Annotated in this window: 22 protein-coding genes; 20 read left to right on the forward strand and 2 right to left on the reverse strand. The window is 68.2% G+C overall.

Features of this window, described 5'->3' with window-relative positions; genetic code table 11:
* Positions 1–15 precede the first annotated feature (15 nt).
* The 4 genes from DIE23_RS28105 to metH all read left to right on the forward strand — a co-directional run bounded on the left by DIE23_RS28105 (position 16) and on the right by metH (position 5,826).
* Complete coding sequence (locus tag DIE23_RS28105; protein ID WP_124615099.1) at positions 16–1,251, forward strand: DUF3108 domain-containing protein; 1,236 nt, start codon at positions 16–18, stop codon at positions 1,249–1,251.
* A 245-nt stretch (positions 1,252–1,496) separates the two neighbouring features.
* Positions 1,497–1,754: a DUF3567 domain-containing protein gene (locus DIE23_RS28115; protein ID WP_006477667.1), complete on the forward strand. Its 258-nt coding sequence runs from the start codon at positions 1,497–1,499 to the stop codon at positions 1,752–1,754.
* A 239-nt stretch (positions 1,755–1,993) separates the two neighbouring features.
* Positions 1,994–3,061, forward strand: a complete 1,068-nt coding sequence (locus DIE23_RS28120; protein ID WP_124615100.1) for a homocysteine S-methyltransferase family protein — start codon at positions 1,994–1,996, stop codon at positions 3,059–3,061.
* A gap of 47 nt (positions 3,062–3,108) precedes the next feature.
* A complete protein-coding gene (metH, locus tag DIE23_RS28125) occupies positions 3,109–5,826 on the forward strand; it encodes a methionine synthase (protein ID WP_185646548.1) in 2,718 nt (905 codons plus the stop codon).
* Between the two features lie 116 nt (positions 5,827–5,942).
* On the opposite strand, the gene DIE23_RS28130 is transcribed toward metH, so the two are convergent.
* Positions 5,943–6,266 carry a DUF1840 domain-containing protein gene (locus DIE23_RS28130; RefSeq protein ID WP_011353361.1) on the reverse strand — a complete coding sequence of 108 codons (324 nt, stop codon included), beginning with the start codon at positions 6,264–6,266 and terminating at the stop codon, positions 5,943–5,945.
* 200 nt (positions 6,267–6,466) lie between these two features.
* Here DIE23_RS28130 and argS point away from each other — a divergent pair, with 200 nt between their 5' ends.
* The 7 genes from argS to DIE23_RS28165 all read left to right on the forward strand — a co-directional run bounded on the left by argS (position 6,467) and on the right by DIE23_RS28165 (position 14,750).
* A complete protein-coding gene (gene argS / locus DIE23_RS28135) occupies positions 6,467–8,248 on the forward strand; it encodes an arginine--tRNA ligase (RefSeq protein ID WP_124615101.1) in 1,782 nt (593 codons plus the stop codon).
* A 98-nt stretch (positions 8,249–8,346) separates the two neighbouring features.
* Entirely contained in the window at positions 8,347–9,249 is a 903-nt protein-coding gene (locus tag DIE23_RS28140; RefSeq protein WP_124615102.1) for an SPOR domain-containing protein, read from the forward strand.
* 71 nt (positions 9,250–9,320) lie between these two features.
* Positions 9,321–9,962 (forward strand): thiol:disulfide interchange protein DsbA/DsbL, encoded by a 642-nt coding sequence (locus tag DIE23_RS28145; RefSeq protein WP_124615103.1) that lies wholly within the window; start codon positions 9,321–9,323, stop codon positions 9,960–9,962.
* Between the two features lie 19 nt (positions 9,963–9,981).
* Positions 9,982–10,755 (forward strand): SDR family oxidoreductase, encoded by a 774-nt coding sequence (locus DIE23_RS28150; RefSeq protein WP_044846187.1) that lies wholly within the window; start codon positions 9,982–9,984, stop codon positions 10,753–10,755.
* A gap of 9 nt (positions 10,756–10,764) precedes the next feature.
* The gene (locus DIE23_RS39910; RefSeq protein ID WP_221623366.1) at positions 10,765–11,064 is read left to right on the forward strand and encodes a hypothetical protein; all 300 of its coding nucleotides are present in this window, start codon (positions 10,765–10,767) and stop codon (positions 11,062–11,064) included.
* Between the two features lie 259 nt (positions 11,065–11,323).
* Positions 11,324–12,919, forward strand: coding sequence for an ABC transporter substrate-binding protein (locus DIE23_RS28160; RefSeq protein ID WP_124615104.1), 1,596 nt, complete (start codon positions 11,324–11,326; stop codon positions 12,917–12,919).
* A 190-nt stretch (positions 12,920–13,109) separates the two neighbouring features.
* A complete protein-coding gene (locus DIE23_RS28165; protein ID WP_124615105.1) occupies positions 13,110–14,750 on the forward strand; it encodes an ABC-F family ATP-binding cassette domain-containing protein in 1,641 nt (546 codons plus the stop codon).
* A 16-nt stretch (positions 14,751–14,766) separates the two neighbouring features.
* Here the strand turns inward: DIE23_RS28165 and DIE23_RS28170 are convergent, their stop codons facing one another.
* On the reverse strand, positions 14,767–15,846 hold the full coding sequence (locus DIE23_RS28170) for an MBL fold metallo-hydrolase (RefSeq protein ID WP_124615106.1): 1,080 nt from the start codon (positions 15,844–15,846) through the stop codon (positions 14,767–14,769).
* A gap of 328 nt (positions 15,847–16,174) precedes the next feature.
* Between DIE23_RS28170 and aceK the strand changes: the two genes are divergently transcribed.
* The 9 genes from aceK to bioB all read left to right on the forward strand — a co-directional run bounded on the left by aceK (position 16,175) and on the right by bioB (position 26,441).
* A complete protein-coding gene (aceK, locus tag DIE23_RS28180) occupies positions 16,175–17,995 on the forward strand; it encodes a bifunctional isocitrate dehydrogenase kinase/phosphatase (protein WP_124615107.1) in 1,821 nt (606 codons plus the stop codon).
* 67 nt (positions 17,996–18,062) lie between these two features.
* The gene (can, locus tag DIE23_RS28185) at positions 18,063–18,830 is read left to right on the forward strand and encodes a carbonate dehydratase (RefSeq protein WP_124615108.1); all 768 of its coding nucleotides are present in this window, start codon (positions 18,063–18,065) and stop codon (positions 18,828–18,830) included.
* Between the two features lie 227 nt (positions 18,831–19,057).
* Positions 19,058–19,735: an SDR family oxidoreductase gene (locus DIE23_RS28190; protein ID WP_124615109.1), complete on the forward strand. Its 678-nt coding sequence runs from the start codon at positions 19,058–19,060 to the stop codon at positions 19,733–19,735.
* A 39-nt stretch (positions 19,736–19,774) separates the two neighbouring features.
* Complete coding sequence (locus DIE23_RS28195; RefSeq protein ID WP_124615110.1) at positions 19,775–20,212, forward strand: YchJ family protein; 438 nt, start codon at positions 19,775–19,777, stop codon at positions 20,210–20,212.
* Between the two features lie 107 nt (positions 20,213–20,319).
* Positions 20,320–21,579, forward strand: coding sequence for a dienelactone hydrolase family protein (locus DIE23_RS28200; RefSeq protein ID WP_124615111.1), 1,260 nt, complete (start codon positions 20,320–20,322; stop codon positions 21,577–21,579).
* A 534-nt stretch (positions 21,580–22,113) separates the two neighbouring features.
* Positions 22,114–23,460: an adenosylmethionine--8-amino-7-oxononanoate transaminase gene (gene bioA, locus DIE23_RS28210; protein ID WP_124615112.1), complete on the forward strand. Its 1,347-nt coding sequence runs from the start codon at positions 22,114–22,116 to the stop codon at positions 23,458–23,460.
* Complete coding sequence (gene bioF, locus DIE23_RS28215) at positions 23,457–24,668, forward strand: 8-amino-7-oxononanoate synthase (RefSeq protein ID WP_124615113.1); 1,212 nt, start codon at positions 23,457–23,459, stop codon at positions 24,666–24,668. The genes bioA and bioF overlap by 4 nt, the downstream gene beginning before the upstream one ends.
* Positions 24,665–25,384 carry a dethiobiotin synthase gene (gene bioD, locus DIE23_RS28220; protein WP_124615114.1) on the forward strand — a complete coding sequence of 240 codons (720 nt, stop codon included), beginning with the start codon at positions 24,665–24,667 and terminating at the stop codon, positions 25,382–25,384. The genes bioF and bioD overlap by 4 nt, the downstream gene beginning before the upstream one ends.
* 37 nt (positions 25,385–25,421) lie before the next feature.
* Positions 25,422–26,441 (forward strand): biotin synthase BioB, encoded by a 1,020-nt coding sequence (gene bioB, locus DIE23_RS28225; RefSeq protein WP_124496556.1) that lies wholly within the window; start codon positions 25,422–25,424, stop codon positions 26,439–26,441.
* Positions 26,442–26,570 lie beyond the last annotated feature (129 nt).

The following is a 26,570-nucleotide window of genomic DNA, read 5'->3' on the forward strand; positions in this document are numbered from 1 at the left end:
CTGTTCCGACCGCCGATGCCGCCTGCCGACACCCGTCCTCGTCACGCCCCGCCCCGCCACTGGCTGCGCGTGGGCGTCGCGCTCGTCGTCGTGCTGGTGCTGCACGCGCTCGCGGCGTTGTGGCTGACGCGCAACCGCGATGCGTTCACGCCGCCCGCGCCCGCCGAGATACCGGTGCAGATCGAACTGCTGAAGCCCCGGCCGATCGAGCGCCAGCCCGCGCCGAAGCCGGCCGAACATCCCGCCGAGCCGGCGCCGGCGAAGCCGGCCGCCGCCGCACCGAAGCCCGCGCCATCGCCCGAGCCGGTCCTCACGTCGACGCAGACGGCCGAGCACGGCGAGCCGCCGCCGGCCGCCGCCTCCGCCGCGAGCGGCACGGCAGGCGCATCCGGCACGCAGGCGGCATCGGCCGGCGGTGCCAGCGATGCCGCGACGCCGGGCCCCGCGACGAGCGGCGTGAAGTTCGCGGCGCCGCCGCCCGGCGACCTGCAGTACGACACGTTCTACAACGGGATGCAGAACATGATCGGCACGATCCACTGGCGCACCGACGGGCGCACCTACGATCTGTCGGTATCGATGCCCGTGCCGTTCGTCGGCCCGTTCACCTACCGCAGCGAAGGCCGCATCGACGCATTCGGCGTCGCACCCGACCGCTATGTCGAAAAACGCGGCAAGCGGCCCGAGGACATCGCGATCTTCAACCGCGAGATTCACCAGGTGGTCTTCACGCGCACGCCGAACAACGCGCCGCTGCCCGACGGCGTGCAGGACCGCTTCAGCATGCTGATGCAGCTGTCGGGGCTCCTGCGCGGCAATCCGTCCGCTTACCAGCCGGGCGTCACGCAACAGTTCTTCGTGATCGACAACAACAACGGCGAGACCTGGCCGATCACCGTGATCGGCGACGAGGACGTGCAGACGCAGGCCGGCATCATCAGGGCACGCCACTTCATGCGGCTGCCGCGCCGCGAGGGCGACACGCGCCGCATCGACATGTGGCTCGCGCCGTCGCTCGGCTGGCTGCCCGCGCGTCTCGTACAATCAGAACCGAACGGCTCGCAGATCGAGCTGCTGTGGCACGGCCGGCTCGCCCCGCCGGATGCACCGGCCGATGGCGCGACGGAAGACGCAACCCACGCGCCCGCCAGCGCACCGGCCGCGGAGCTGGCACAACCCGCGCCGCCGGCCGCCGTGCAACCGCCCGCGCCAGCGGCTGCACCGCCCGCATCGTCGCCGTCCGCGCCGTGACGCTCGACCGATCGGCATTTTCGACCGACTAAAGTGCGCGCTAAAATGGCCGATGACACTCTTTAACAACTATTTCGGTACACCGGATCACAATAGGAAACGTTTGATAGACATCGGCTTCTAACCCGATACACCCCACGCGAACGGGAGAACGGGGTGTGCAGCGCAAGCCCCTTGAAACCGGCAAGGCCTGCCCCACCTACGGGACAACAAGGCCAGATGCCACTGCGAAGAGGAGTGCCGCCATGCAAATGATCTACAACAGCCCCAACTACTGCGTCGTCGAATTTGCGCCGCAGGCCGGTCACCATCTGATGAATGCCGGCGGATACGAAATCGTCGATAAGAACGCGCAGCGCGAGATCTTCATCGACGGCGAGCTCGCCGAGCGATTCCGCGCGCACGTGAAGCAGCTGATCGAGGATGAACCGTCGCTCGACGAAGTGGACGAATTCCTCGGACAGTTCGACAGCCTGATGATGATGCCCGTCGTCCTGCACTGACGACCCGCGGCCCGGCGATGCGCCGGGCCATTCGCCGCGATCGAGCGGCACCGCGAGCACTCCGATCCAAGCCCCCGTCCGGTTCGCCGGGCGGGGGTTTTCGTTTGGTGCCGCCGGTGCGCGGACACCGGTCGCAGGCACGCGTCACGCAGCACCGCTGCCCGCGCCGCGCGAGGCCGGGCGGCGCCCCGGCGCACCGGCTACAATGACGGTTTTCCCGTCCTCGCCGCTCTTCCGCCATGTCCGCGACCCCTCTCGCCGCTTCCGCCCCGCTCGACGCGCCCTACACGCGTGGCGCCGAACTACCCGCGCTGCTCAAATCGCGCATCCTGATCCTTGACGGCGCGATGGGCACGATGATCCAGCGCTACAAGCTCGACGAGGCCGCGTATCGCGGCGAGCGTTTCAAGGACTTCCCGCGCGACATCAAGGGCAACAACGAGCTGCTGTCGCTCACGCAGCCGCAGATCATCAGCGAGATCCACGACCAGTACTTCGCGGCCGGCGCGGACATCGTCGAAACCAACACGTTCGGCGCGACGACGGTTGCGCAGTCCGACTACGGGATGGAAGACCTCGTCGTCGAGATGAACGTCGAATCGGCGCGGCTCGCGCGCGAATCGGCCGCCCGCTACGCGACGCCCGACAAACCGCGCTTCGTCGCGGGCGCGATCGGACCGACGCCGAAGACGGCGAGCATCTCGCCGGACGTCAACGACCCGGGCGCGCGCAACGTCACGTTCGACGAACTGCGCGACGCGTATTACCAGCAGGCGAAGGCGCTGCTCGACGGCGGCGTCGACCTGTTCCTCGTCGAGACGATCTTCGACACGCTGAACGCGAAGGCCGCCCTGTTCGCGCTCGATGAACTGTTCGAGGACACCGGCGAGCGCCTGCCGATCATGATCTCGGGCACCGTGACCGACGCATCGGGCCGCATCCTGTCGGGCCAGACGGTCGAGGCGTTCTGGAATTCGCTGCGCCACGCGAAGCCGCTCACGTTCGGCCTGAACTGCGCGCTCGGCGCGGCACTGATGCGCCCGTACATCGCCGAGCTCGCGAAGCTGTGCGACACCTACGTGTCGTGCTACCCGAACGCGGGCCTGCCGAACCCGATGAGCGACACCGGCTTCGACGAGACGCCGGACGTCACGTCGGGCCTCTTGAAGGAATTCGCGCAGGCCGGGCTCGTGAACCTCGCCGGCGGGTGCTGCGGCACGACGCCCGAGCACATCGCCGAGATCGCGAAGGCGCTCGCCGACGTGAAACCGCGCCGCTGGCCGAGCCAGTACAGCGACGCCGCCTGACCCGACCGCCTCAACGCCCGCCCTACCTCACACGAATTCGCACCGCCATGACCGATCACATGATGCGCCTTGCCGGCCTCGAGCCGTTCAACGTCACGTCCGGGACGCTCTTCATCAACGTCGGTGAACGCACCAACGTCACCGGCTCGAAGGCGTTCGCGCGGATGATCCTCAACGGCCAGTTCGACGAGGCGCTCGCCGTCGCGCGCCAGCAAGTCGAGAACGGCGCGCAGGTGATCGACATCAACATGGACGAGGCGATGCTCGATTCGAAGGCGGCGATGGTGCGCTTCCTGAACCTGATCGCCTCCGAGCCGGACATCGCGCGCGTGCCGATCATGATCGACTCGTCGAAGTGGGACGTGATCGAGGCCGGCCTCAAGTGCGTGCAGGGCAAGGCGATCGTGAACTCGATCTCGCTGAAGGAAGGCGAGGACGCGTTCCGCCACCACGCGAACCTGATCCGCCGCTACGGCGCGGCCGCGGTCGTGATGGCGTTCGACGAGACGGGCCAGGCCGATACCTACGAGCGCAAGACCGAGATCTGCAAGCGCTCGTACGACTTCCTCGTGAACGAAGTCGGCTTCCCGCCGGAAGACATCATCTTCGACCCGAACATCTTCGCGGTCGCGACCGGCATCGAGGAGCACAACAACTACGCGGTCGACTTCATCGAGGCGACCCGCTGGATCAAGCAGAACCTGCCGTACGCGAAGGTGAGCGGCGGCGTGTCGAACGTGTCGTTCTCGTTCCGCGGCAACGACCCGGTGCGCGAGGCGATCCACACCGTGTTCCTGTACCACGCGATCCAGGCGGGGATGGACATGGGCATCGTGAACGCGGGCCAGCTCGGCGTGTACGCCGAGCTCGACGCGGAGCTGCGCGAGCACGTCGAGGACGTGATCCTGAACCGCCGCGCGGATTCCACCGACCGGCTCCTCGAAATCGCCGACAAGTTCAAGGCCGGCGGCGCGAAGAAGGAAGAGAACCTCGAGTGGCGCAATCAGCCGGTCGAGAAGCGGCTCTCGCACGCGCTCGTGCACGGCGTCACGACCTTCATCGTCGAGGACACGGAAGAGGTGCGCGCGAAGATCGCCGCGGCCGGCGGCCGCCCGATCAACGTGATCGAAGGCCCGCTGATGGACGGGATGAACATCGTCGGCGACCTGTTCGGCCAGGGCAAGATGTTCCTGCCGCAGGTCGTGAAGTCGGCGCGCGTGATGAAGCAGGCCGTCGCGCACCTGATCCCGTTCATCGAGGAAGAAAAGCGGCTGCTCGCGGAAGCGGGCGGCGACGTGCGCGCGAAGGGCAAGATCGTCATCGCGACCGTGAAGGGCGACGTGCACGACATCGGCAAGAACATCGTGTCGGTCGTGCTCCAGTGCAACAACTTCGAAGTGGTCAACATGGGCGTGATGGTCCCGTGCAACGAGATCCTCGCGAAGGCGAAGGTCGAGGGCGCGGACATCATCGGGCTGTCGGGCCTCATCACGCCAAGCCTCGAGGAAATGGCGTACGTCGCGTCCGAAATGCAGCGCGACGACTACTTCCGCGTGAAAAAGATTCCGCTCTTGATCGGCGGCGCGACGACCTCGCGCGTGCACACGGCCGTGAAGATCGCGCCGCACTACGAAGGCCCGGTCGTCTACGTGCCGGACGCCTCGCGCTCGGTGTCGGTCGCGTCGAACCTGCTGTCGGACGAAGGCGCGGCGAAGTACCTCGACGAGCTGAAATCCGATTACGAGCGGATCCGCGACCAGCACGCGAACCGCAAGGCGCAGCCGATGGTCACGCTCGCCGAGGCGCGCGCGAACAAGACGAAGGTCGACTGGGCGGGCTACCAGCCCGTGAAGCCGAAGTTCATCGGCCGGCGCGTGTTCAAGAACTACGACCTGAACGAACTCGCGAACTACATCGACTGGGGCCCGTTCTTCCAGACCTGGGATCTCGCGGGCCCGTACCCGGCGATCCTGAACGACGAGATCGTCGGCGAATCCGCGCGGCGCGTGTTCTCCGACGCGAAGTCGATGCTCGCGCGCCTGATCCAGGGCCGCTGGCTGACCGCGAACGGCGTGATCTCGCTGCTGCCCGCGAACACGGTCAACGACGACGACATCGAGATCTACACCGACGACACGCGCTCGGAAGTGCTGCTCACGTGGCGCAACCTGCGCCAGCAGAGCGTGCGTCCTGTGGTCGACGGCGTGATGCGCCCGAACCGCTCGCTGGCCGACTTCATCGCGCCGAAGGAATCGGGCGTCGCCGACTACATCGGGATGTTCGCGGTGACGGCCGGCCTCGGCGTCGACGTGAAGGAAAAGCAGTTCGAAGCCGACCACGACGACTACAGCGCGATCATGCTGAAGGCGCTCGCCGACCGCTTCGCGGAAGCGTTCGCCGAAGCGATGCACGCGCGCGTGCGCCGCGAGCTGTGGGGCTACGCGAGCGGCGAGACGCTCGACAACGATGCGCTGATCGCCGAAAAGTACGCGGGCATCCGCCCGGCGCCCGGCTACCCGGCCTGCCCCGACCACCTCGTGAAGCGCGACATGTTCGCCGCGCTGCAGGCGGAGGAAATCGGGATGAGCGTGACCGATTCGCTGGCGATGTTGCCGGCGGCGAGCGTGTCGGGCTTCTATCTCGCGCATCCGGACAGCCGGTATTTCTCGGTCGGCAAAATCGGGCAGGATCAGCTCGAGGACTACGCGCAGCGGATGGCGCTGTCGCTCGACGACGCGCGCCGCGCGCTCGCGCCGCAGCTCTGACCCGGGAGCGGCGGCCCACCGCCCTTTTGATCAGACAAAAGAAAAAAGCCCGCATCGCGCGGGCTTTTTCATTTGCCTTTGCAACCTTGCGATCTGCGTCAGGCGGGCAACGAAGCTCAAAAGCCCCAGTGCACGTCGGCCTCACCGGCCTTCGCTTCGCGCAGCATCGTGAGGAACGGTGCGACGCGCTGCGCCAGGCTCGGCGGCACTTCGTGGTGCGCGTGGTCGGCTTCGTCCTCGTGGAAATGGCCGGCGTGCTCGGCACGCTCCTGCTTCGCCTGCGCAACCGCACCTTCCAGCTTCGCGATCGCGTGGTCCAGTTCGTCGTGCGTAATGACCCCGCGTTCGCCCAGCTGCTTGCCGACGAGGCCCAGCACGTATACGGCGAAATCCTTCAGCACGTCGAGATCCTGTGCCGCCTTGCTCTTGAACGTAATCATGACAATTCCCTTTTCATCTTGTTGTGCCCGCGCGGCGCGGTTGGGGAACGCCGGCAGGCCGGCGTCCGGCCTCGCGGACGCGGGGCGCCTGAGCGGCATATTAGCACCTGTTAAAATTCTGCGATCCCTGAAACGCGCGCTTAAAAAGCGCGCCGGCCGGCCGGCGTTTCCGGCCGCCACCAACGAAGCCTTCTACCAGCATGCTGCCAGCACACAAACAGACCCTCGAAGCCCTGCTCGCGGATAGCGTCACGCAGGTCGCACACGCGCTGAAAGGCGCCGACGCAGCGTTCGTCGCCCCGGCCATCACGCTGGAGCGCCCGAAGGTCGCCGCCCATGGCGACGTCGCGTGCAACGTCGCCATGCAGCTCGCCAAGCCGCTCGGCACGAACCCGCGCCAGCTTGCCGAGCAGATCGTCGCCGCGCTCACGGCCCAGCCGGCCGCGCAAGGGCTCGTCGACGCAGCCGAAATCGCCGGTCCCGGCTTCATCAACCTGCGGCTGACGGCCGCCGCGAAGCAGGCGGTGATCGCCGCCGTGTTCGGCCAGGGCAGCGCGTTCGGCACGTCGGATCGCGAAAAGGGCAAGCAGGTGCTGCTCGAGTTCGTGTCGGCCAACCCGACCGGCCCGCTGCACGTCGGCCACGGCCGCCAGGCGGCGCTCGGCGACGTGCTCGCGAACGTGATCGCGAGCCAGGGCTACGCGGTGCACCGCGAGTTCTACTACAACGACGCCGGCGTGCAGATCGGCAACCTCGCGATCTCGACGCAGGCGCGTGCGCGCGGCCTGAAGCCGGGCGACGCGGGCTGGCCGGAAGCCGCGTACAACGGCGAATACATCGCCGACATCGCACGCGACTACCTGAACCGCGAGACGGTCGCCGCGAAGGACGGCGAGCCGGTCACCGGCGCGGGCGACATCGAGGATCTCGACGCGATCCGCAAGTTCGCGGTCGCGTACCTGCGTCACGAGCAGGACATGGACCTGCAGGCGTTCGGCGTGAAATTCGACCAGTACTACCTCGAGTCGTCGCTGTACAGCGAAGGCCGGGTCGAGAAGACGGTCGACGCGCTGATCAAGGCCGGCATGACCTACGAGCAGGACGGCGCGCTGTGGCTGCGCACGACCGACGAAGGCGACGACAAGGATCGCGTGATGCGCAAGTCGGACGGCACGTACACGTACTTCGTGCCGGACGTCGCGTACCACGTGACGAAATGGGAGCGCGGCTTCACGCAGGTGATCAACATCCAGGGCTCGGACCACCACGGCACGATCGCGCGGGTGCGCGCGGGCCTGCAGGGCCTGCACATCGGCATCCCGAAGGGCTATCCCGACTACGTGCTGCACAAGATGGTCACCGTGATGCGCGACGGCCAGGAAGTGAAGCTGTCGAAACGCGCGGGCAGCTACGTGACGGTGCGCGACCTGATCGAATGGTCAGGCGGCGCGGTGCCGGGCCAGGAAGCGGCACCCGACCTGATCGACGAGGCGACCATCACGCGCGGCCGCGACGCGGTGCGTTTCTTCCTGATCTCCCGCAAGGCCGACACCGAATTCGTGTTCGACATCGACCTCGCGCTGAAACAGAACGACGAGAACCCGGTCTATTACGTGCAGTACGCGCATGCGCGGATCTGCTCGGTGCTCAACGAACTGAAGTCGCGCTACAACGTCGAGGCCGCGCAACTGCCGGGCGCCGATCTGTCGCAGCTGACGAGCCCGCAAGCCGTGTCGCTGATGCAGAAGCTCGCCGAGTATCCGGACATGCTCACGCATGCGGCGAACGAACTGGCGCCGCACGCGGTCGCGTTCTACCTGCGCGATCTCGCTGGTGAATTCCACTCGTTCTACAATGCGGAGCGCGTGCTGGTCGACGACGAAGCGCCGCGCAACGCGCGCGCCGCGCTCCTCGCCGCGACCCGGCAGGTGCTCGAGAATGGTCTGGCGGTGCTCGGCGTGTCCGCGCCCGCCAAGATGTAAGCGGCCCGGACCGGGCAGCGAATGGTCGCGGCAGGAGCGCCTGCCTTCGGGTGCCCGCCGCGGCCTTTTCACGATTCTTTTTGCAGGTGACTCAAGCAATGGCACAACCACGCCGAACTTCGAAGCAATCGAAACAAGCCGGAGGGACATTTCTTGGAATCGTGCTGGGCCTGATCGTCGGCCTCGCGATCGCGGTGGTGGTGGCGCTCTACATCACGCGTTCGCCGTCGCCGTTCGTGTCGAAGGTCGCGCCGCCGCCGGCCGACACCGGCGCGAGCCAGCCGCAGCAGTTCGACCCGAACCGCGCGCTGCAGGGCAAGACGCCCGGCCAGCCGGTGCCGCAGGCCGCGCAGCCCGCGCCGCCCAACACCGCGCCCGGCCAGGCCGCGAACCAGACCCAGGGCGGCCTGCTGCCCGAACCGCAGATCGTCGAAGTGCCGCCGTCGGGCAACACGAACGGCTCCGGCAGCGCCAGCGGCTCGAGCAACACCACCGCATCGAACAACACGTCGTCGGGCAACGGCGTCGCCGTCGCGCCGAAGCCGGCCGACAACACGCCGCCGCCGAAGAAGACGCAACAGGCGCAGCAACAACAGCAGCAAGGCGGCGAGGACGACCTCGCGCGCTTCGCCGCGCAGAAGCAGGCGCAGCAGGCCGCCGCGCAGAAACAGCAGCAACAGCAACTGGCCGCGAACACGCCGAAGCCGGCGCCGTCCGCGACGTCCGCCGCGGCAGCGAAGCCGCCGACCGCGAACGACGCGAACACCGGCTACTTCCTGCAGGTCGGCGCGTACAAGACGGAAGGCGACGCCGAGCAGCAGCGCGCGCGCCTGGGCTTCCAGGGCTTCGAGTCGAAGGTGTCGAAGCGCGATGTCAGCGGCGTGACCTATTTCCGCGTGCGCGTCGGCCCGTTCTCGAAATTCGAGGATATGAACTCGGCCCGTCAGCGCCTGTCCGATGCAGGTGTCGACACGGCGGTGATCCGCTTCACGAAGCAGTAAGCAAACCGGCCGCGCCCACGCAGAACCCGTTACGTTTCGTAACCCCGAGCAACTGATTCGACGTCTACAACATGAAAAAACTGCTTAGCACGCTCCTTCTGTCCCTGGGCCTGGCCGCTGCCGGCTTCGCCCAGGCTTCGCCCGCCGCACCGGTGTCCGGCAAGGACTTCGAGGTGATGAAGTCGCCGCAGCCGGTGTCCGCACCGGCCGGCAAGGTCGAGGTCATCGAGTTCTTCTGGTACGGCTGCCCGCACTGCTACGAATTCGAGCCGACCGTCGAGGCCTGGGTGAAGAAGCAGGGCAACAACATCGACTTCAAGCGCGTGCCGGTCGCGTTCCGCGACGATTTCGTCCCGCACTCGAAGCTGTTCTACGCGGTGTCGGCGCTCGGCATCTCGGAGAAGGTCACGCCGGCGATCTTCAACGCGATCCACAAGCAGAAGAACTACCTGCTGACGCCGCAGGCGCAGGCCGACTTCCTGGCGACGCAAGGCGTCGACAAGAAGCAGTTCATGGACGCGTACAACTCGTTCAGCGTGCAGGGCCAGGTCAAGCAGTCGGCCGAGCTGCTGAAGAACTACGCGATCGACGGCGTGCCGACGATCGTCGTCCAGGGCAAGTACAAGACGGGCCCGGCTTACACGAACAGCATCCCGGGCACCGCTCAAGTGCTCGACTACCTCGTGAAGCAGGTTCAGGACAAGAAGCTCTGATCCCCGTCCGCGCGCCGGCATGACTACTCCGTTGAAGGTCTTCATCACCGGCGCGTCGAGCGGCCTCGGCCTCGCGATGGCCGAGGAATACGCCCGCCAGGGCGCCACGCTCGCACTCGTCGCGCGCCGCACCGATGCCCTCGATGCGTTCGCGCGACGCTTCCCCAAGCTGTCCGTCTCCGTCTATTCCGCCGACGTGCGCGACGCCGATGCGCTGGCCACGGCCGCTGCGTCGTTCATCGCCGCGCACGGCTGCCCCGACGTCGTGATCGCGAACGCGGGCATCAGCCAGGGCGCCGTCACGGGCCAGGGCGATCTCGCCACGTTCCGCAACGTGATGGACATCAACTACTACGGGATGGTCGCGACGTTCGAGCCGTTCGTCGGCCCGATGACGGCCGCGCGCCACGGCACGCTGGTCGGCGTCGCGAGCGTCGCCGGCGTGCGCGGCCTGCCCGGCTCCGGCGCGTACAGCGCGTCCAAATCGGCCGCGATCAAGTATCTCGAGGCGCTGCGCGTCGAGCTGCGCCCGGCCGGCGTCGGCGTCGTGACGATCGCGCCCGGCTATATCCGCACGCCGATGACCGCGCACAACCCGTACCGGATGCCGTTCCTGATGGACGCCGACCGCTTCGCGGCCCGCGCCGCGCGCGCGATCGCGCGGCAGCACGCGTTCCGCGTGATTCCGTGGCAGATGGGTGTCGTCGCGAAGGTGCTGCACGTGCTGCCGCGCTGGCTCTACGACCGCCTGTTCGAGAAGGCGCCCCGCAAGCCGAAGGCCGGCGCGCACTGAGTGCATCGGGTGTCCGGCGCGCCGTTCGCGCCGTTCGCGCCGGGCCGAGCCGGGCCGATGCGGCGTCGGCGTCGCGGTTCCCGCCAGCACCGCTCGCGCGGCTTCCTCCCCCGGCCGTACCACTCGTCGGCCGACGATACCGCGATCCCGTCGATCCCGTCGATCCCGTCGATCCCGTCGATCCCGTCGATCCCGTCGATCCCGTCGATCCCGTCGATCCCGCTGATCCCGCTGATCCCGCTGATCCCGCTGATCCCGCTGATTCGCGCTGATCCCGCTGATCCCGCTGATCCCGCTGATTCGCGCTGATTCGCAGGTTCCCCGCCGCCTTCGCAGCAGCCCGTCGTTCGCCGCCGCACGAGCCCGTCCCCTGCCGCCGCGCCGTTCCAGCACGCATTCCGTCGCGAACGCAGCCGTTTTTCGCTCAATTCCCCGCGTTCCGGCGCCTTTATTCACGCGTGGTGCGCTTTGACGGTATGCTATCCGCCAGCCGCGCCGGCCCCGCCTTACCGGGCCGCGCCCGCATTCCGACACTCAGCAAAAAATCACAAGCCACGTGGGAGAACCCATGCACGTCAAGCTGTTCGCCGCGGCCGCGGTCGCCGCCGCCCTCGCCGCCCCCGGCCTCGCCGCAGCCAAGCCGCTCACCGTCTGCACGGAATCGAGCCCGGACGGCTTCGACGTCGTGCAATACAACTCGCTCGTCACGACGAACGCATCGGCCGACGTGATCTTCAACACTCTCGTGTCGTACGACGAAGCCGCGAAGAAGGTCGTGCCCGCGCTCGCCGACAAATGGGAGGCAAGCGCCGACGGCCTCACGTACACGTTCCACCTGCGCCCGAACGTTGCGTTCCAGACCACCGACACCTTCAAGCCGGGCCGCCCGCTGAACGCGGACGACGTCGTGTTCACGTTCTCGCGGATGCTCGACGATGCGAACCCCTGGCACAAGGTGGCCGGCGCGAGCGGCTTCCCGCACGCGCAGTCGATGGGCCTCGTGAAGCTCGTGAAGTCGGTCACGAAGGTCGACGACAACACGGTGAAGTTCGTGCTGAACGAGCCGAACGCGACGTTCGTGCCGATCCTGACGATGGGCTTCGCGTCGATCTACTCGGCCGAATACGCGGACCAGCTGCTGAAGGCCGGCAAGCAGGCCGACCTGAACGCGAAGCCGATCGGCACCGGCCCGTTCGTGCTGAGGAGCTACACGAAGGACGCGCTGATCCGCTACGACGTGAACCCGACCTACTGGGGCGCGAAGCCGAAGGTCGACCGGCTGATCTACGCGATCACGCCCGACGCGTCGGTGCGCATGCAGAAGGTGAAGGCCGGCGAATGCCAGATCGCGCTGTCGCCGAAGCCGCAGGACGTGCTCGCCGCGAAGGGCGAAAGCGCGCTGAAGGTCGTGCAGACGCCCGCGTTCATGACCGCGTTCGTCGCACTGAACACGCAGAAGAAGCCGCTCGACAACGACAAGGTGCGCGAGGCGCTGAACCTCGCGTTCGATCGCGCGACCTACCTGAAGGTCGTGTTCGACAACACGGCGACGGCCGCGAACAACCCGTATCCGCCGAACACGTGGAGCTACGCGAAGGACGTCGCGCCGTATGCGTACGATCCCGCGAAGGCGAAGCAGCTGCTCGCGTCGGCCGGGTTCCCGAACGGCTTCTCGACGACGATCTGGACGCGCCCGACGGGCAGCGTGCTGAACCCGAACCCGAAGGCCGGCGCGGAGCTGCTGCAGGCCGACCTCGCGAAGATCGGCGTGAAGGCCGAGGTGAAGGTGATCGAATGGGGCGAGCTGATCAAGCAGGCGAAGCTCGGCCAGCATGACATGCTGTTCATGGGCTGGGCCGGCGACAACGGCGATCCGGACAACTACCTGTCGCCGCTGTTCAGCTGCAACGCGGTGAAGTCGGGCATCAACTTCGCACGCTTCTGCGACGCGCAGCTCGACAAGCTGATCGCCGACGGCAAGGCGACCGCCGATCAGGGCAAACGCGCGAAGCTGTACGAATCGGCGCAGAAGATCATCCACGACCAGGCGCTGTGGATTCCGCTCGGCTACCCGACCGCGGCCGCGCTCACGCGCGCGAACGTGAGCGGCTATCGCGTGAGTCCGTTTGGGCGACAGAATTTCGCGACGGTCGCCGTGCAGTGACCGCGCGTGGCGCGCAAGCGACGGCGCGTCCGCCCGTCGCTTGCGGCCCGCGCGCCGCGCTTGCTACACTGCGCGCTCATTCCTCATACCGGACGCCAGCCGAAGTGAACAACTAAGCCTTCCCAAAAATGTTTTCGCCGCCGTGCCACGCACGCCGCGCGAAGGGTTTCACGCATTTTCGGAGGTGCTTATGGCTGCTGCCACGCCGACCGGCGCGCTCGTCGCGCTTCATCACGTTTCCTTCCGCTTCGACGACGGCGTCACGCTGTTCGATTCGCTCGACCTGTCCATCGATCGCACGCCGACGGGCATCGTCGGCCGCAACGGCGCCGGCAAGAGCCTGCTCGCGCAACTGATCGCGGGCCGGCGCACACCTAGCGCGGGCACGATCGACCGGCAGACGCCGGTCGTCTACGTCGCGCAGCGGCACGACGACGCGCCGGCCGGCACACGGACCGTCGCGGAAATCGCCGCGCTCGATGCGCCGCTCGCGGCCCTGGCGCGCCTCGCGGACGGCCGCGCGCACGCGCACGACTTCGACCTGATCGGCTATCGCTGGGATCTGGCCGAGCGGCTGCGCGCGGCGCTCGACGCGGCCGGCCTGCACGACGTGCGCACCGACACGCCGGCCCACGCGCTGAGCGGCGGCCAGCGCGCGCGCGTCGCGCTGATCGGCGCCTTGCTGTCGGAGGCCGGCCTGCTGGTGCTCGACGAACCGACCAACCATCTCGATGCACCGGGCCGTGCGTGGCTGCGCACGGCGCTCGACGGCTGGCGCGGCGGTGTCGTCGTCGTCAGCCATGACCGCGCGTTGCTCGCGCACGTGCAGCGCATCGTCGAACTGACGCCGCACGGCGTGCGCGCGTATGGCGGCAACTACGCGCTGTACCGCGCGCAGCGCGATGCGGAGCACGATGCCGCGCAGGCCGCGCTGGAGCATGCGCGCACCGAGCGCGGGCGCGTGCGGCGCCGGCTCGAACAGGAACACGACACGATCCAGCGCCATTCGGCCGGCTCGCTGCGCGATGCGAAGACGGCCAACCTGTCGTCGATGGCACGCCAGAGCCGCAAGGGGGCCGCGCGCGGCATCATGGGGACGGTCCGCCGTCACCAGAACGAATTCAAGGCGACGCTCGACGCGCGGGTGCAGGAAGCGGCCGCACGCGTCGAAGCCGACGCGCCGGTGCTCGTGTCGCTGCCGGGCACCGAGGTCAGCGCGCGCCGCCAGCTGTTCACGCTCGAGCGCACGCAATTGCCGTGGCATGCCGCCGGGCGCGCGGACGCAATCACGTGGTCGGCCAGCGGCCCCGTGCGGATCGCGCTGACGGGCCCGAACGGTTGCGGAAAATCGACGCTGCTGCGCATGCTCGCCGGCGAACTCGCACCGGGCTCGGGTGCGTGCACGACGCACGTGAGCGCCGCCTATCTCGACCAGCGCCTCGCGCTGCTCGACCCCGATCGTTCGATCGTCGAGCAGTTGGGATTCCTCGATACACCGCTCGCCGAAGGCGAACTGCGCAGCCGGCTCGCGTTGCTGCAGCTCGATGCCGCGCGCGCGACGCAGCCGGTGCACCGCCTGAGCGGCGGCGAGCGGCTGAAGGCCGCGCTCGCGTGCGCGCTGTGGCGCGGCACGCCCGCGCAGCTGCTGCTGCTCGACGAGCCGACCAATCACCTCGATCTCGAATCGGTGCGCGCGATCGAAGCCGCTCTGGCCGGCTTCCCCGGCGCGATCGTGGTCGCGTCGCACGACGCCGCGTTTCTCGCAGCGCTCGCACCGACGCATACGATGCAATGGCAGCGCGACGGGTGGCGTCACGAACCCGTCGCGTGACGGTGACGACGCGCGCTCAGCGCGCGGTACGGAAACGCAGCACGCCGTCGTCGCCCTGCTCGCGCACGAGCTCGCCCGCGAGCCACAGCAGGTTCAGGTGGGCGAGCGCCTCGCCGAGCGCGAACGTCATCTGGTGGATGTCGAGCTCGCGGCGGCGGAACATGATCGGCACGATGTCGGCCGCGCTCGCCGGCTTCTCCGCACAGGCGACGCGCACTTCGTCGAGCCGCGCGTCATGGTGCGCGCGCAGTTGCGCGATGCGCGTGCGCACGCCGCGGAACGGCTTGCCGTGCGACGGCAGCACGAGCGTGTCGGGCGCCATCGTCTCGTAGCGGCCGAGCGATTGCAGGTACAGCGCGAGCGGGTTCGCTTCCGGTTCGAGATCGAACACGGACACGTTGGTCGAGATGCGCGGCAGCACCATGTCGCCGGAGATCAGCATGCCGTCCGCTTCGCTGTGGAGCGCGCAATGTTCAGGCGAATGGCCGTAGCCGGTGACGACGCGCCACGTGCGCGCGCCGATCGTCACCGCGTCGCCTTCGCGCAGGCGCCGGTAGCGCGGCGGCACGGCCGGCACGAGGTCCGAGTAGTAGCTGCGGCGGTTGCGCAGCTTGTCGAGCGCGGCCGGATCGGTCAGCCCGTGGCGCGCGAAGTGATCGGCCGCGGCCGCGCCGCCGGCGTTCGAGCCGTTGCCGGCCGCCATCAGGCAGCCGAACATGTACTCGCCGAGCGTCATCCACAGCCGCACGTTCCAGCGGCCCCGGTCGCCGCCTTCGCACAGCCAGTTCGCGAGGCCGAAGTGATCGGGGTGGCAGTGCGTGACGAGCACGCGCAGCACCGGCAGCCCGTCGAGATGCCGGTCGAAGATCTGTTCCCAGTGCGTACGGATCGCGTCCGACGAGATCCCGCAGTCGACGATCGTCCAGCCGGCCTGCCCGTCGATCTCGTCGCGCAGCAGCCAGAGGTTGATGTGATCGAGCGAGAACGGCAGCGGCATGCGCAGCCAGCGCACGCCGGGCGCGACCTCGAACGTGTCGCCCGCGGCGGGCAGCGTGTCGGCGAAGGGATAGTCGAGTTGGTGTTCCAGTGCGTTCATCGGTGGGATGTCTCGTCGTTATCGGGAAGAATGCAGGTGCGAATGCGAGTGCAAGCGCGCGCGGGCGGCAGGCCGCGGCGGGCATTGCGTCGATTCTATCGCCGTCGCGGGAAACGCGTGCCCGGCGGGCGCCGGCCGGTCAAAAAAGTTCGTGTCAGAATCGGTTCCGTACCCGTATCTTTACGCGAAGATGCACGGAACGGTATGCAACGGCGAACAACCCGCGCATCGACGGCGCTTGGCGCCGGACCCCGAAAGTCATTGAAACGCCGACTTGGGCGCTAAAATGGCGAGTGCTTACAGTCCCTCTCGAACGAGCCTGCACGCGATGAATCACTTCCCCAAACTGCTGTCCTCGCAGATCGGTTTCGACGTCGCGCAGACGATGCTCGAATACTTCGACCGCCACTACCGGATCTTCCGGGAAGCGGCCGTCGAGGCGAAGACGCTATACGAGCGCACCGACTGGCACGGCCTGCAGCGGCTGGCGCGCGAGCGGATCACGTCGTACGACGATCGTGTTCAGGAATGCGTCGAGGTGCTGGAAGACGAATACGACGCGGAGAACATCGACGACGAGGTGTGGCAGCAGATCAAGCTGCACTACATCGGGCTGCTCACGTCGCACCGCCAGCCCGAGTGCGCGGAAACGTTCTTCAATTCGGTGTGCTGCAAGATCCTGCACCGCTCGTATTTCAGCAACGATTTCATCTTCGTGCGGCCCGCGATCTCGACCGAATACCTCGAGAACGACGAGCCGGCCGCGAAGCCGACCTATCGCGCGTACTACCCGGGCACCGACGGCCTCGCGGCCACGCTCGAGCGCATCGTCACGAACTTCCAGCTCGAGCCGCCGTTCGAGGATCTCACGCGCGACACCGGCTGCGTGATGCAGGCGATCACCGACGAATTCGGCCAGTTCGACGCTGCGCCGAATTTCCAGATCCACGTGCTGTCGTCGCTGTTCTTCCGCAACAAGAGCGCGTACATCGTCGGCCGCATCATCAACGCCGATCGCGTGCTGCCGTTCGCGGTGCCGATCCGCCATGTGCGCCCGGGCCTCCTCGCGCTCGACACCGTGCTGCTGCGGCGCGACCTGCTGCAGATCATTTTCAGCTTCTCGCACTCGTATTTCCTCGTCGACATGGGCGTGCCGTCCGCGTACGTGGACTTTCTCTGCACGATCATGCCGGGCAAGCCGAAGGCGGAGATCTACACGTCGGTCGGCCTGCAGAAGCAGGGCAAAAACCTGTTCTACCGCGACCTGCTGCACCATCTGTCGCATTCGAGCGACCGCTTCATCATCGCGCCCGGGATCAAGGGCCTCGTGATGCTCGTGTTCACGCTGCCGTCGTTCCCGTACGTGTTCAAGATCATCAAGGATCAGTTCCCGCCGCCGAAGGAAACGACGCGCGCGCAGATCATGGAGAAGTACCAGCTCGTGAAGCGCCACGACCGTCTCGGGCGGATGGCCGACACGCTCGAGTATTCGAGCGTCGCGCTGCCGCTTTCGCGGCTCGACCATGCGCTCGTGCGCGAGCTGGAGAAGGAGGTGCCGTCGCTGCTCGAATACGAGGACGGCAACCTCGTGATCAAGCACCTGTACATCGAGCGCCGGATGACGCCGCTCAACCTGTACCTGCAGAACGGCACCGACGCGGACGTCGAGCACGGCGTGAAGGAGTACGGCAACGCGGTGAAGGAGTTGATGAAGGCCAACATCTTCCCGGGCGACATGCTGTACAAGAACTTCGGCGTCACGCGCCACGGCCGCGTCGTGTTCTACGACTACGACGAGATCGAGTACCTGACCGACTGCAACGTGCGGCGCGTGCCGCCGCCGCGCAACGAGGAAGACGAACTGTCGGGCGAACCGTGGTATACCGTCGGCCCGCACGACATCTTTCCGGAAACCTACGGACCGTTCCTGCTCGGCGACCCGCGCGTGCGGACGGTCTTCATGAAGCATCACGCGGACTTTTTCGAGCCCGCGCTGTGGCAGGCCAGCAAGGACAAGCTGCTGCAGGGCGAGTTGCCCGATTTTTACCCGTACGACGTGTCGCTGCGCTTCAGCGTGCGCTACCCCGCGCGCTTCGACGCGACGCCGGACGCCGGCGACGGCGCAGGCGACGCGCAGCGCGCCGCCTGACGCACGACCGAACCCGATCGAATCGAACCCGTTATCGACCCGCTTTCCGCCAACGGAATCCACACCGATGAATACCCAAGACAATCCGCTTTCACACCTGTTCGACAACAACGACGCCTGGGTCAAGCGCCAGCTCGCCGACGATCCCGATTTCTTCGCGCGTCTCGCCGACCAGCAGGCGCCGGAATATCTGTGGATCGGCTGCTCGGATTCGCGCGTGCCCGCGAACCAGATCATCGGCCTGCCGCCGGGCGAAGTGTTCGTGCACCGTAACATCGCGAACGTCGTCGTCCACAGCGACCTGAACTGCCTGTCGGTGATCCAGTTCGCGGTCGACATCCTGCGCGTGAAGCACATCATGGTCGTCGGCCACTACGGCTGCTCGGGCGTGAACGCGGCGCTGCACAACCGCCGCGTCGGCCTCGCCGACAACTGGCTGCACCACGTGCAGGACGTGCGCGAACGCCACGCGGCGCTGCTCGACGAATGGCCGGTCGGCGAAGCACGCTATCGCCGCCTGATCGAGCTGAACTCGATCGAGCAGGTCGTCAACGTGTGCCGCACGACGATCGTCAACGACGCGTGGGCGCGCGGCCAGTCGCTCACCGTGCACGGGCTCGTGTACGGCGTGCACGACGGGCGGATGCGCAACCTCGGGATGGCCGTGTCGAGCTTCGACGCGCTCGACGAAACCTACAAGCGCTGCGTCGCGGCGCTCACCGCGCGCGGCCAGCATGCGCCCGACAACGACATGGTCGCGGCGGATGCCGCGCGGCTCGACGACGTCGCGCAGGCGGTCGCCGACACGCTGAAGCCGTGCGGCGACGCGAAGTAACCGACGCACACGCCCACGCGGGCGCGGCACGCAAGCGCCCCGCCGCGCTTCATCCGGCTGAACGCGCATCATGAGCCGGGCCGCACCGCCGGCATCCCGTCGCCCGACGGGCGCGCCGCGCGCACGCGGCAGCCGGAGCAACGGCGGTGACGCGGCCGCGACGGCCGTCGAACTGATCTGACACCGACACTGCCGCGACGGCGGTGCAACGCAAAGGAGCGGCGAACATGAAAACCGTACTGATCGTCGGCGCATCGCGCGGCTTGGGGCGCGAATTCGTCCGGCAATACCGGCGCGACGGCTGGAACGTGATCGCGACCGCGCGCGACGACGCGTCGCTCGCCGCGCTGCGCGAACTCGGCGCGCACGCACATGCGCTCGACATCGCGCAGCCCGAACAGATCGCGGCGCTCGGCTGGAAGCTCGACGGCGAACGGCTCGACGCCGCGGTGCTCGTGTCGGGCGTGTACGGGCCGCGCACCGAGGGGGTCGAAACGATCGATGCCGAGGATTTCGACGCGGTGATGCATACGAACGTGCGCGGGCCGATGCAACTGCTGCCGATCCTGCTGCCGCTCGTCGAGGACGCGCGCGGCGTGCTGGCGGTCGTGTCGAGCCGGATGGGCAGCATCGCGGAAGCAACCGGCACGACCGGCTGGCTGTACCGCGCGAGCAAGGCCGCGCTGAACGACGTGCTGCGCATCGCGTCGCTGCAGACGCGCCACGCTGCATGCATCTCGCTCCATCCCGGCTGGGTGCGCACCGACATGGGCGGCGCGCAGGCCGCGATCGATCCGGAAACCAGCGTGACCGGCATGCGCCGCGTGATCGCCGAAGCCGGCGCGGACGTGTCGCAGGCCAACGGCCGTTTCTTCCAGTACGACGGCGTCGAGCTCAGCTGGTGAGCCGGCATCACAACCCGGCGTCGTTAATTCACGATTCGCATGATTTTGAACCGACCTGACGCGTGCCCGTGCGGCGGCGCGTCCCCCGCACCTGCCGGCAAAGCCCCGGCGCCACGCTATGCGGCCTGCTGCGGCCGCTTCATCGACGGCGGCGAAGCCGCGCCGACCGCACTCGAGTTGATGCGCTCGCGGTACAGCGCGTACGTGCTCGGCGCGACCGACTACCTGCGCGCGACCTGGGACGCGCGCACCTGCCCGGCCGATCTCGATGCTGACCCGAATGCGCCCGACGCGCCGCGCTGGCTCGGCCTCGCGGTCAAGCGCCATGCGCCGATCGACGAACGGCACGCGGAGGTCGAATTCGTGGCCCGCTACAAGGTCGGCGGGCGCGCGTACCGGCTCCACGAGACGAGTCGTTTCACACGCGACGAGCACGGTTTCTGGCGCTATGTCGACGGCGAAGTAAGTGAACGCTGACAAATAGTTGCCGTGTCAGACGCCGGGTAATTCCCGCATTGCACAACCTTAATTTGTCGGGCTACGATGGCCCTCGGATTGGTCATGTTGCATGGCAGGGCTTACGAATGGCGTTCAGCAAGGTATTGGTGGGATGGATGGCGGCCTGCGCGCTGTCGGCCGCTCAGGCCGGTACGCTGCCGAACGCACAAGCCGGCTCGGCCACGGCCAGCGGCTCGCTCGCCCACGCCGAACGCTTCGACTACGGCGATTCGGGCCTCCCGCAGGTCGCCGCGAACCTCAACGAACAAATCATCAGCATTCCGGCCGATGCTTCGGGCGCCGTGATGCTCGAGGCCACGCTGTTCAAGCCGAATGGCCCCGGCCCGTTCCCGCTCGTCGTCTTCAACCACGGCAAGAACACCGGCGATCTCCATCAGCAGCCGCGCAGCCGTCCGCTCGCGTTCGCGCGTGAATTCGTGCGCCGCGGCTATGCGGTGATCGCGCCGAACCGCCAGGGCTTCGCCGGGTCGGGCGGCACGTACCAGCAGGAAGGCTGCAACGTCGGCAAGAACGGCCTCACGCAGGCCGCCGACGTCGACGCGACGGTCCGCTACATGTCGCGTCAGTCGTACATCGATGCGTCGCGCATCGTCGTCGCGGGCACGTCGCACGGCGGCCTCGTGTCGGTCGCGTATGGCACCGAAGCGGCGCCCGGCGTGCGCGGCATCATCAACTTCTCCGGCGGGCTGCGCCAGGACCTCTGCGACGGCTGGCAGCGCAATCTCGTCGACGCGTTCGACCAGTACGGCGCGCATACGGCCGTGCGGTCGTTGTGGCTGTATGGCGACAACGATTCCGTGTGGACGCCCGCGCTCGTCGCGCAGATGCACGACGCATACGCGTCGCACGGCACGCAGGCGCAATTCATCGATTTCGGCCGCTACAAGGACGACGCGCACCGGCTGATCGTCGATCGCGACGGCGTGCCCGTGTGGTGGCCGGCCGTGCATGCGTTCCTCGCGGAGTTGAACCTGCCGACCTCGGTGCGCTATGCGGTCGCCAACCCGCACGAACCGAATGCGACCGGCTATGCGTCGATCGATGCGGTCGGGGCGGTGCCGTTCCTCGACGAAGCCGGCCGTGAAGGCTATCGCCGCTTCCTGAGCCAGCATCCGAGCCGCGCATTCGCGGTGTCCGCGGAAGGCGCGTGGTCGTGGGCCGAAGGCGGCGACGATCCGATGGCGCTCGCGCTCGACAACTGCGCGAAGCAGGGAGCGGGCGCATGCCGGCTGTATGCGGTCAACGACCGTGTCGTGTGGAACGCGAGCGCGACGCAGACGGCCGGCAACGGCGACGCCGACACGCGCGCGCTGGCTTCGCGCTGACGCGCGGGTCGCGACACGCGTCAGGGTCGCGTTCTTCCCGCGTTCCCTTTCCCCTCCTCCGTTTCGTGAACGCTCGCGCGGTCCGCAACGGCGTTCGCACGCCCGCTCTTGCGCTCACGTGAGCCATCGAAGCGCACCCCGCCCCCAACGCCGTCTGCTGTCCTTTTTCCGGCCTTTTCCTGGCCCGGCCGCGCCTGATTCCACACATCATTCGCCCGCCGCTGCGCATTGCGTCGCGCTTCGCGCCCCCTTCCCGCCCCGATTTTTCACCCTCGCGCGTCCGCCCGCCCGACGATTTTTTTCTGTCGGGGGGTGTCACTCGAACGTCGTCATCTGCGGTCATTTCGGGGCAATTGGCGCGTACCGTCCCGAGCACCCCGGATCTGCGCCGAACTCCCGTCCGGCAAGGCTTTGCGACGTTTGTAACCGGTAGTGCAACGTGCGGCGGAACACGCTAATCTCAGCGCGTTTTCCGTCTGTCGCCGCGCGGTATCCCGTTCGATGCCCGCCGCCGTTTTACCCCCCGGAGTTGCCTTGAGTACGCCAGCCACCGACGACTGGGTCGCGCGCAGCCTGCGCGCGGTCTGGCATCCCTGCACCCAGATGAAGCACCACGAGCGCCTGCCGCTCATCCCCGTCGCGCGCGGCGCGGGCCTGTGGCTGTACGACCGCGACGGCCGCCGCTACTTCGACGCGATCAGCTCGTGGTGGGTGAACCTGTTCGGCCATGCGAACCCGGACATCAACGCGGCCCTGAAGGACCAGCTCGACACGCTCGAGCACGCGATGCTCGCCGGCTGCACGCACGAGCCGGCGATCGAGCTCGCCGAGCGGCTGCACGCGCTCACCGCACGCACGCTCGGCCATGCGTTCTTCGCGTCGGACGGCGCATCGGCGGTCGAGATCGCGCTAAAGATGAGCTTCCACGCGTGGCGCAACCGCGGCCGCGCGGACAAGCGCGAATTCGTGTGCGTCGCGAACAGCTATCACGGCGAGACCATCGGCGCGCTCGGCGTGACCGACGTCGCGCTGTTCAAGGATGCGTACGACCCGCTGATCCGCAACGCGCACGTGGTCGCGTCGCCCGACGCGCGCGGCGCGCTGCCGGGCGAGACGGCCGCCGACGTCGCGGGCCGCGCGCTCGACGACGTGCGGCGCCTGTTCGCCGAACGCGCCGACCGGATCGCCGCGCTGATCGTCGAGCCGCTCGTGCAATGCGCGGCCGGCATGGCAATGCACGATCCGTCGTACGTACGCGGGCTGCGCGCGCTGTGCGACGAATTCGGCGTGCACCTGATCGCCGACGAGATCGCGGTCGGCTGCGGCCGCACCGGCACCTTCTTCGCGTGCGAGCAGGCCGGCGTCTGGCCCGATTTCCTGTGCCTGTCGAAGGGCATCAGCGGCGGCTACCTGCCGCTGTCGCTCGTGCTCACGCGCGACGACGTGTTCGCGGCGTTCTACGACGACGACACGACGCGCGGCTTCCTGCATTCGCATTCGTACACCGGCAACCCGCTCGCGTGCCGCGCGGCGGTCGCAACGCTCGACCTGTTCGCACGCGACGACGTGCTCGCGAGCAACGCGCGCAAGTCGGCCGCGATGCGCGCCGCGCTCGCGCCGCTCGACGCGCACCCGCAGGTGTGTCACCTGCGCCAGCGCGGCACGCTGTTCGCCTTCGACGTCGCGCTCGACGGCGACGCGGCGCGCGGCTTCTCGCGGCGCTTCTTCGAGCGCGCGCTCGAACGCGAACTGCTGCTGCGCCCGATCGGCACGACCGTGTACCTGATGCCGCCGTACGTGATGAGCGACGACGACATCGCGTGGCTCGCGCAACGCACGCGCGACACGCTCGATGCGACGCTCGCGGAGGCTGCGCGATGAAACAACCTTCGCGGGACACCACCACGCCGCTGCTCGACACGCTGCAGCGCGGCCTCGCCGAACTCGATGCGCAAGGCCTGCGCCGCGTGCGCCGCACCGCCGACACCGCGTGCGACGCGCACATGCGCGTCGACGGCCGCGACATCGTCGGCTTCGCGAGCAACGACTACCTCGGCCTCGCCGCGCATCCGGCGCTCGTCGCCGCGTTCGCGGAAGGCGCGCAGCGCTACGGCTCCGGCAGCGGCGGCTCGCATCTGCTCGGCGGCCATTCGCGTGCGCACGCGACGCTCGAGGACGAACTCGCCGGCTTCGCGGGCGGCTTCTCCGACGCGCCCCGCGCGCTGTACTTCAGCACCGGCTACATGGCGAACCTCGCCGCGATGACGGCGCTGGCGGCCAAGCACGCGACGATCTTCTCCGACGCGCTGAACCACGCGTCGCTGATCGACGGGATCCGGCTGTCGCGCGCGACCGTGCAGGTCTATCCGCATGCGGACGTGGCCGCGCTCGCCGCGCTGCTCGAGGCGTCGGAAGCCGAAACGAAACTGATCGTCAGCGACACCGTGTTCAGCATGGACGGCGACATCGCGCCGCTCGCCGAACTCGTCGCGCTGGCCGAACGCCACGGCGCGTGGCTCGTCGTCGACGACGCGCACGGCTTCGGCGTGCTCGGCCCGCAGGGCCGCGGCGCGCTCGCGGCCGCCGCGCTGCGCTCGCCGAACCTCGTGTACGTCGGCACGCTCGGCAAGGCCGCCGGCGTCGCGGGCGCGTTCGTCATCGCGCACGAGACCGTGATCGAATGGATGATCCAGCGCGCGCGCAGCTACATCTTCACGACGGCGGCGCCGCCAGCCGTCGCGCATGCGGTATCGGCGAGCCTGAAGGTGATCGCCGGCGACGAAGGCGATGCGCGACGCGCGCACCTCGCCGCGCTGATCGAGCGCACGCGCGCGCTGCTGCGCATGACGCGCTGGCAGCCGGTCGATTCGCATACGGCCGTGCAGCCGCTCGTGATCGGCAGCAACGACGCGACGCTCGCGGCGATGCGTTCGCTCGACGCGCACGGTCTGTGGGTGCCCGCGATCCGGCCGCCGACGGTGCCGGCCGGCACGTCGCGGCTGCGCATCTCGCTGTCGGCCGCGCATTCGTTCGACGATCTCGCGCGGCTCGAAGCCGCGCTGCTGGAAGCCAGCAGGGAAGCAGCATGACGGCACCACTCTCTCTTTTCGTCACGGGCACCGACACCGAGATCGGCAAGACCTTCGTGTCGGCCGCGATGCTGCACGGCTTCGCGCGGCACGGCCTGCGCGCGGCCGCGCTGAAGCCCGTCGCCGCCGGCGCGTATGAACGCGACGGCGTCTGGCGCAACGAGGATGCCGACCAGCTCGACGCGGCCGCGAACGTCGTGCTGCCGCCCGAGCTGCGCACGCCGTTCCTGCTGAAGACGCCGGCCGCACCGCACATCGTCGCCGCGCAGGAAGGCGTGACGCTCGACCTCGACACGATCGTCGCGAGCCACCGCGAAGCGCTGACGCGCGCGGACGTCGTCGTCGTCGAAGGCGTCGGCGGCTTCCGCGTGCCGCTCAACGACACGCAGGACACGGCCGATCTCGCGGTCGCGCTCGGCCTGCCCGTCGTGCTCGTCGTCGGCGTGCGGCTCGGCTGCATCAGCCACGCGCTGCTGACGGCGGACGCGATTCGCCAGCGCGGCCTCACGCTCGCCGGCTGGGTCGCGAACCACGTCGACCCGGCCATGTCGTACGCCGACGAGAACGTCGCGACGATCCGCGACTGGCTCGCGCGCGAACATCGCGCACCGCTCCTCGGCCGCATCGCGCACCTGCGCCCGGCCGCCCCCGAATCCGCCGCGGCGATGCTCGACATCGCCGCGCTCGTCGACACGCTGCGCCACGTGCAGCATTGACGCCCCGATCCCCGCATTCACGACAGGAAAACCCACCATGACCCAAGCCCAGACCGCCGCCGTGCAACCCGACGCGATCCCCGTGGCCGCTCCGGCGCCGCAGCGCTGGCGCGTCGCCGACGTCGTCGCGCTGTTCGAGCTGCCGTTCAACGACCTGATGTTCCGCGCGCAGCAGGTGCATCGCGAGCACTTCGACGCGAACGCGGTGCAGCTGTCGACGCTGCTGTCGATCAAGACGGGCGGCTGCGAGGAAGATTGCGGCTACTGCTCGCAGTCGTCGCACCACGAAACGGGCCTGAAGGCCGAGAAGCTGATGGACGTCGACACGGTGCTCGACGCCGCGCGTGCGGCCAAGGCGAACGGCGCGAGCCGCTTCTGCATGGGCGCCGCATGGCGCAACCCGAAGGAGCGCCACATGCCGGCGCTGACCGAGATGGTGCGTGGCGTGAAGGAACTGGGCCTCGAGACCTGCATGACGCTCGGCATGCTCGAGGACGAGCAGGCGCAGCAGCTCGCCGACGCGGGCCTCGACTACTACAACCACAACCTCGACACGTCCCCGGAGTTCTACGGCCAGGTGATCTCGACGCGCACGTACCAGGATCGTCTCGACACGCTCGACCGCGTGCGCGACGCGGGCATCAACGTGTGCTGCGGCGGCATCATCGGGATGGGCGAATCGCGCCGTGAACGCGCGGGCCTGATCTCGCAGCTCGCGAACCTGAACCCGTATCCGGAGTCGGTGCCGATCAACAATCTCGTCGCGATCGAAGGCACGCCGCTCGAGGGCACCGCGCCGCTCGACCCGTTCGAGTTCGTGCGCACGATCGCGGTCGCGCGCATCACGATGCCGAAGGCCGTCGTGCGCCTGTCGGCCGGCCGCGAGCAGCTCGACGACGCGATGCAGGCGATGTGCTTCCTGGCGGGCGCGAACTCGATGTTCTACGGCGACCAGCTGCTGACGACGAGCAACCCGCAGACGCAACGCGACCGCGCGCTGTTCGAGCGCCTCGGTATCCGCGCGAGCCAGGCCGACGCGCTGGCGGAGAACGCGTAAGCGACAACGTCGCGCACCGCGTGCACATGAAAAAGCCGGGGCATGCCCCGGCTCAGATTGCTGACAAACCCTCGCCAATTGCGAGGGTTTTGTTTTTAATAGCGGGATGCTGAAGACCCCGACGCCCAC

The sequence above is a fragment of the Burkholderia sp. Bp9143 genome (assembly GCF_003853645.1).
Lineage (GTDB): Bacteria > Pseudomonadota > Gammaproteobacteria > Burkholderiales > Burkholderiaceae > Burkholderia.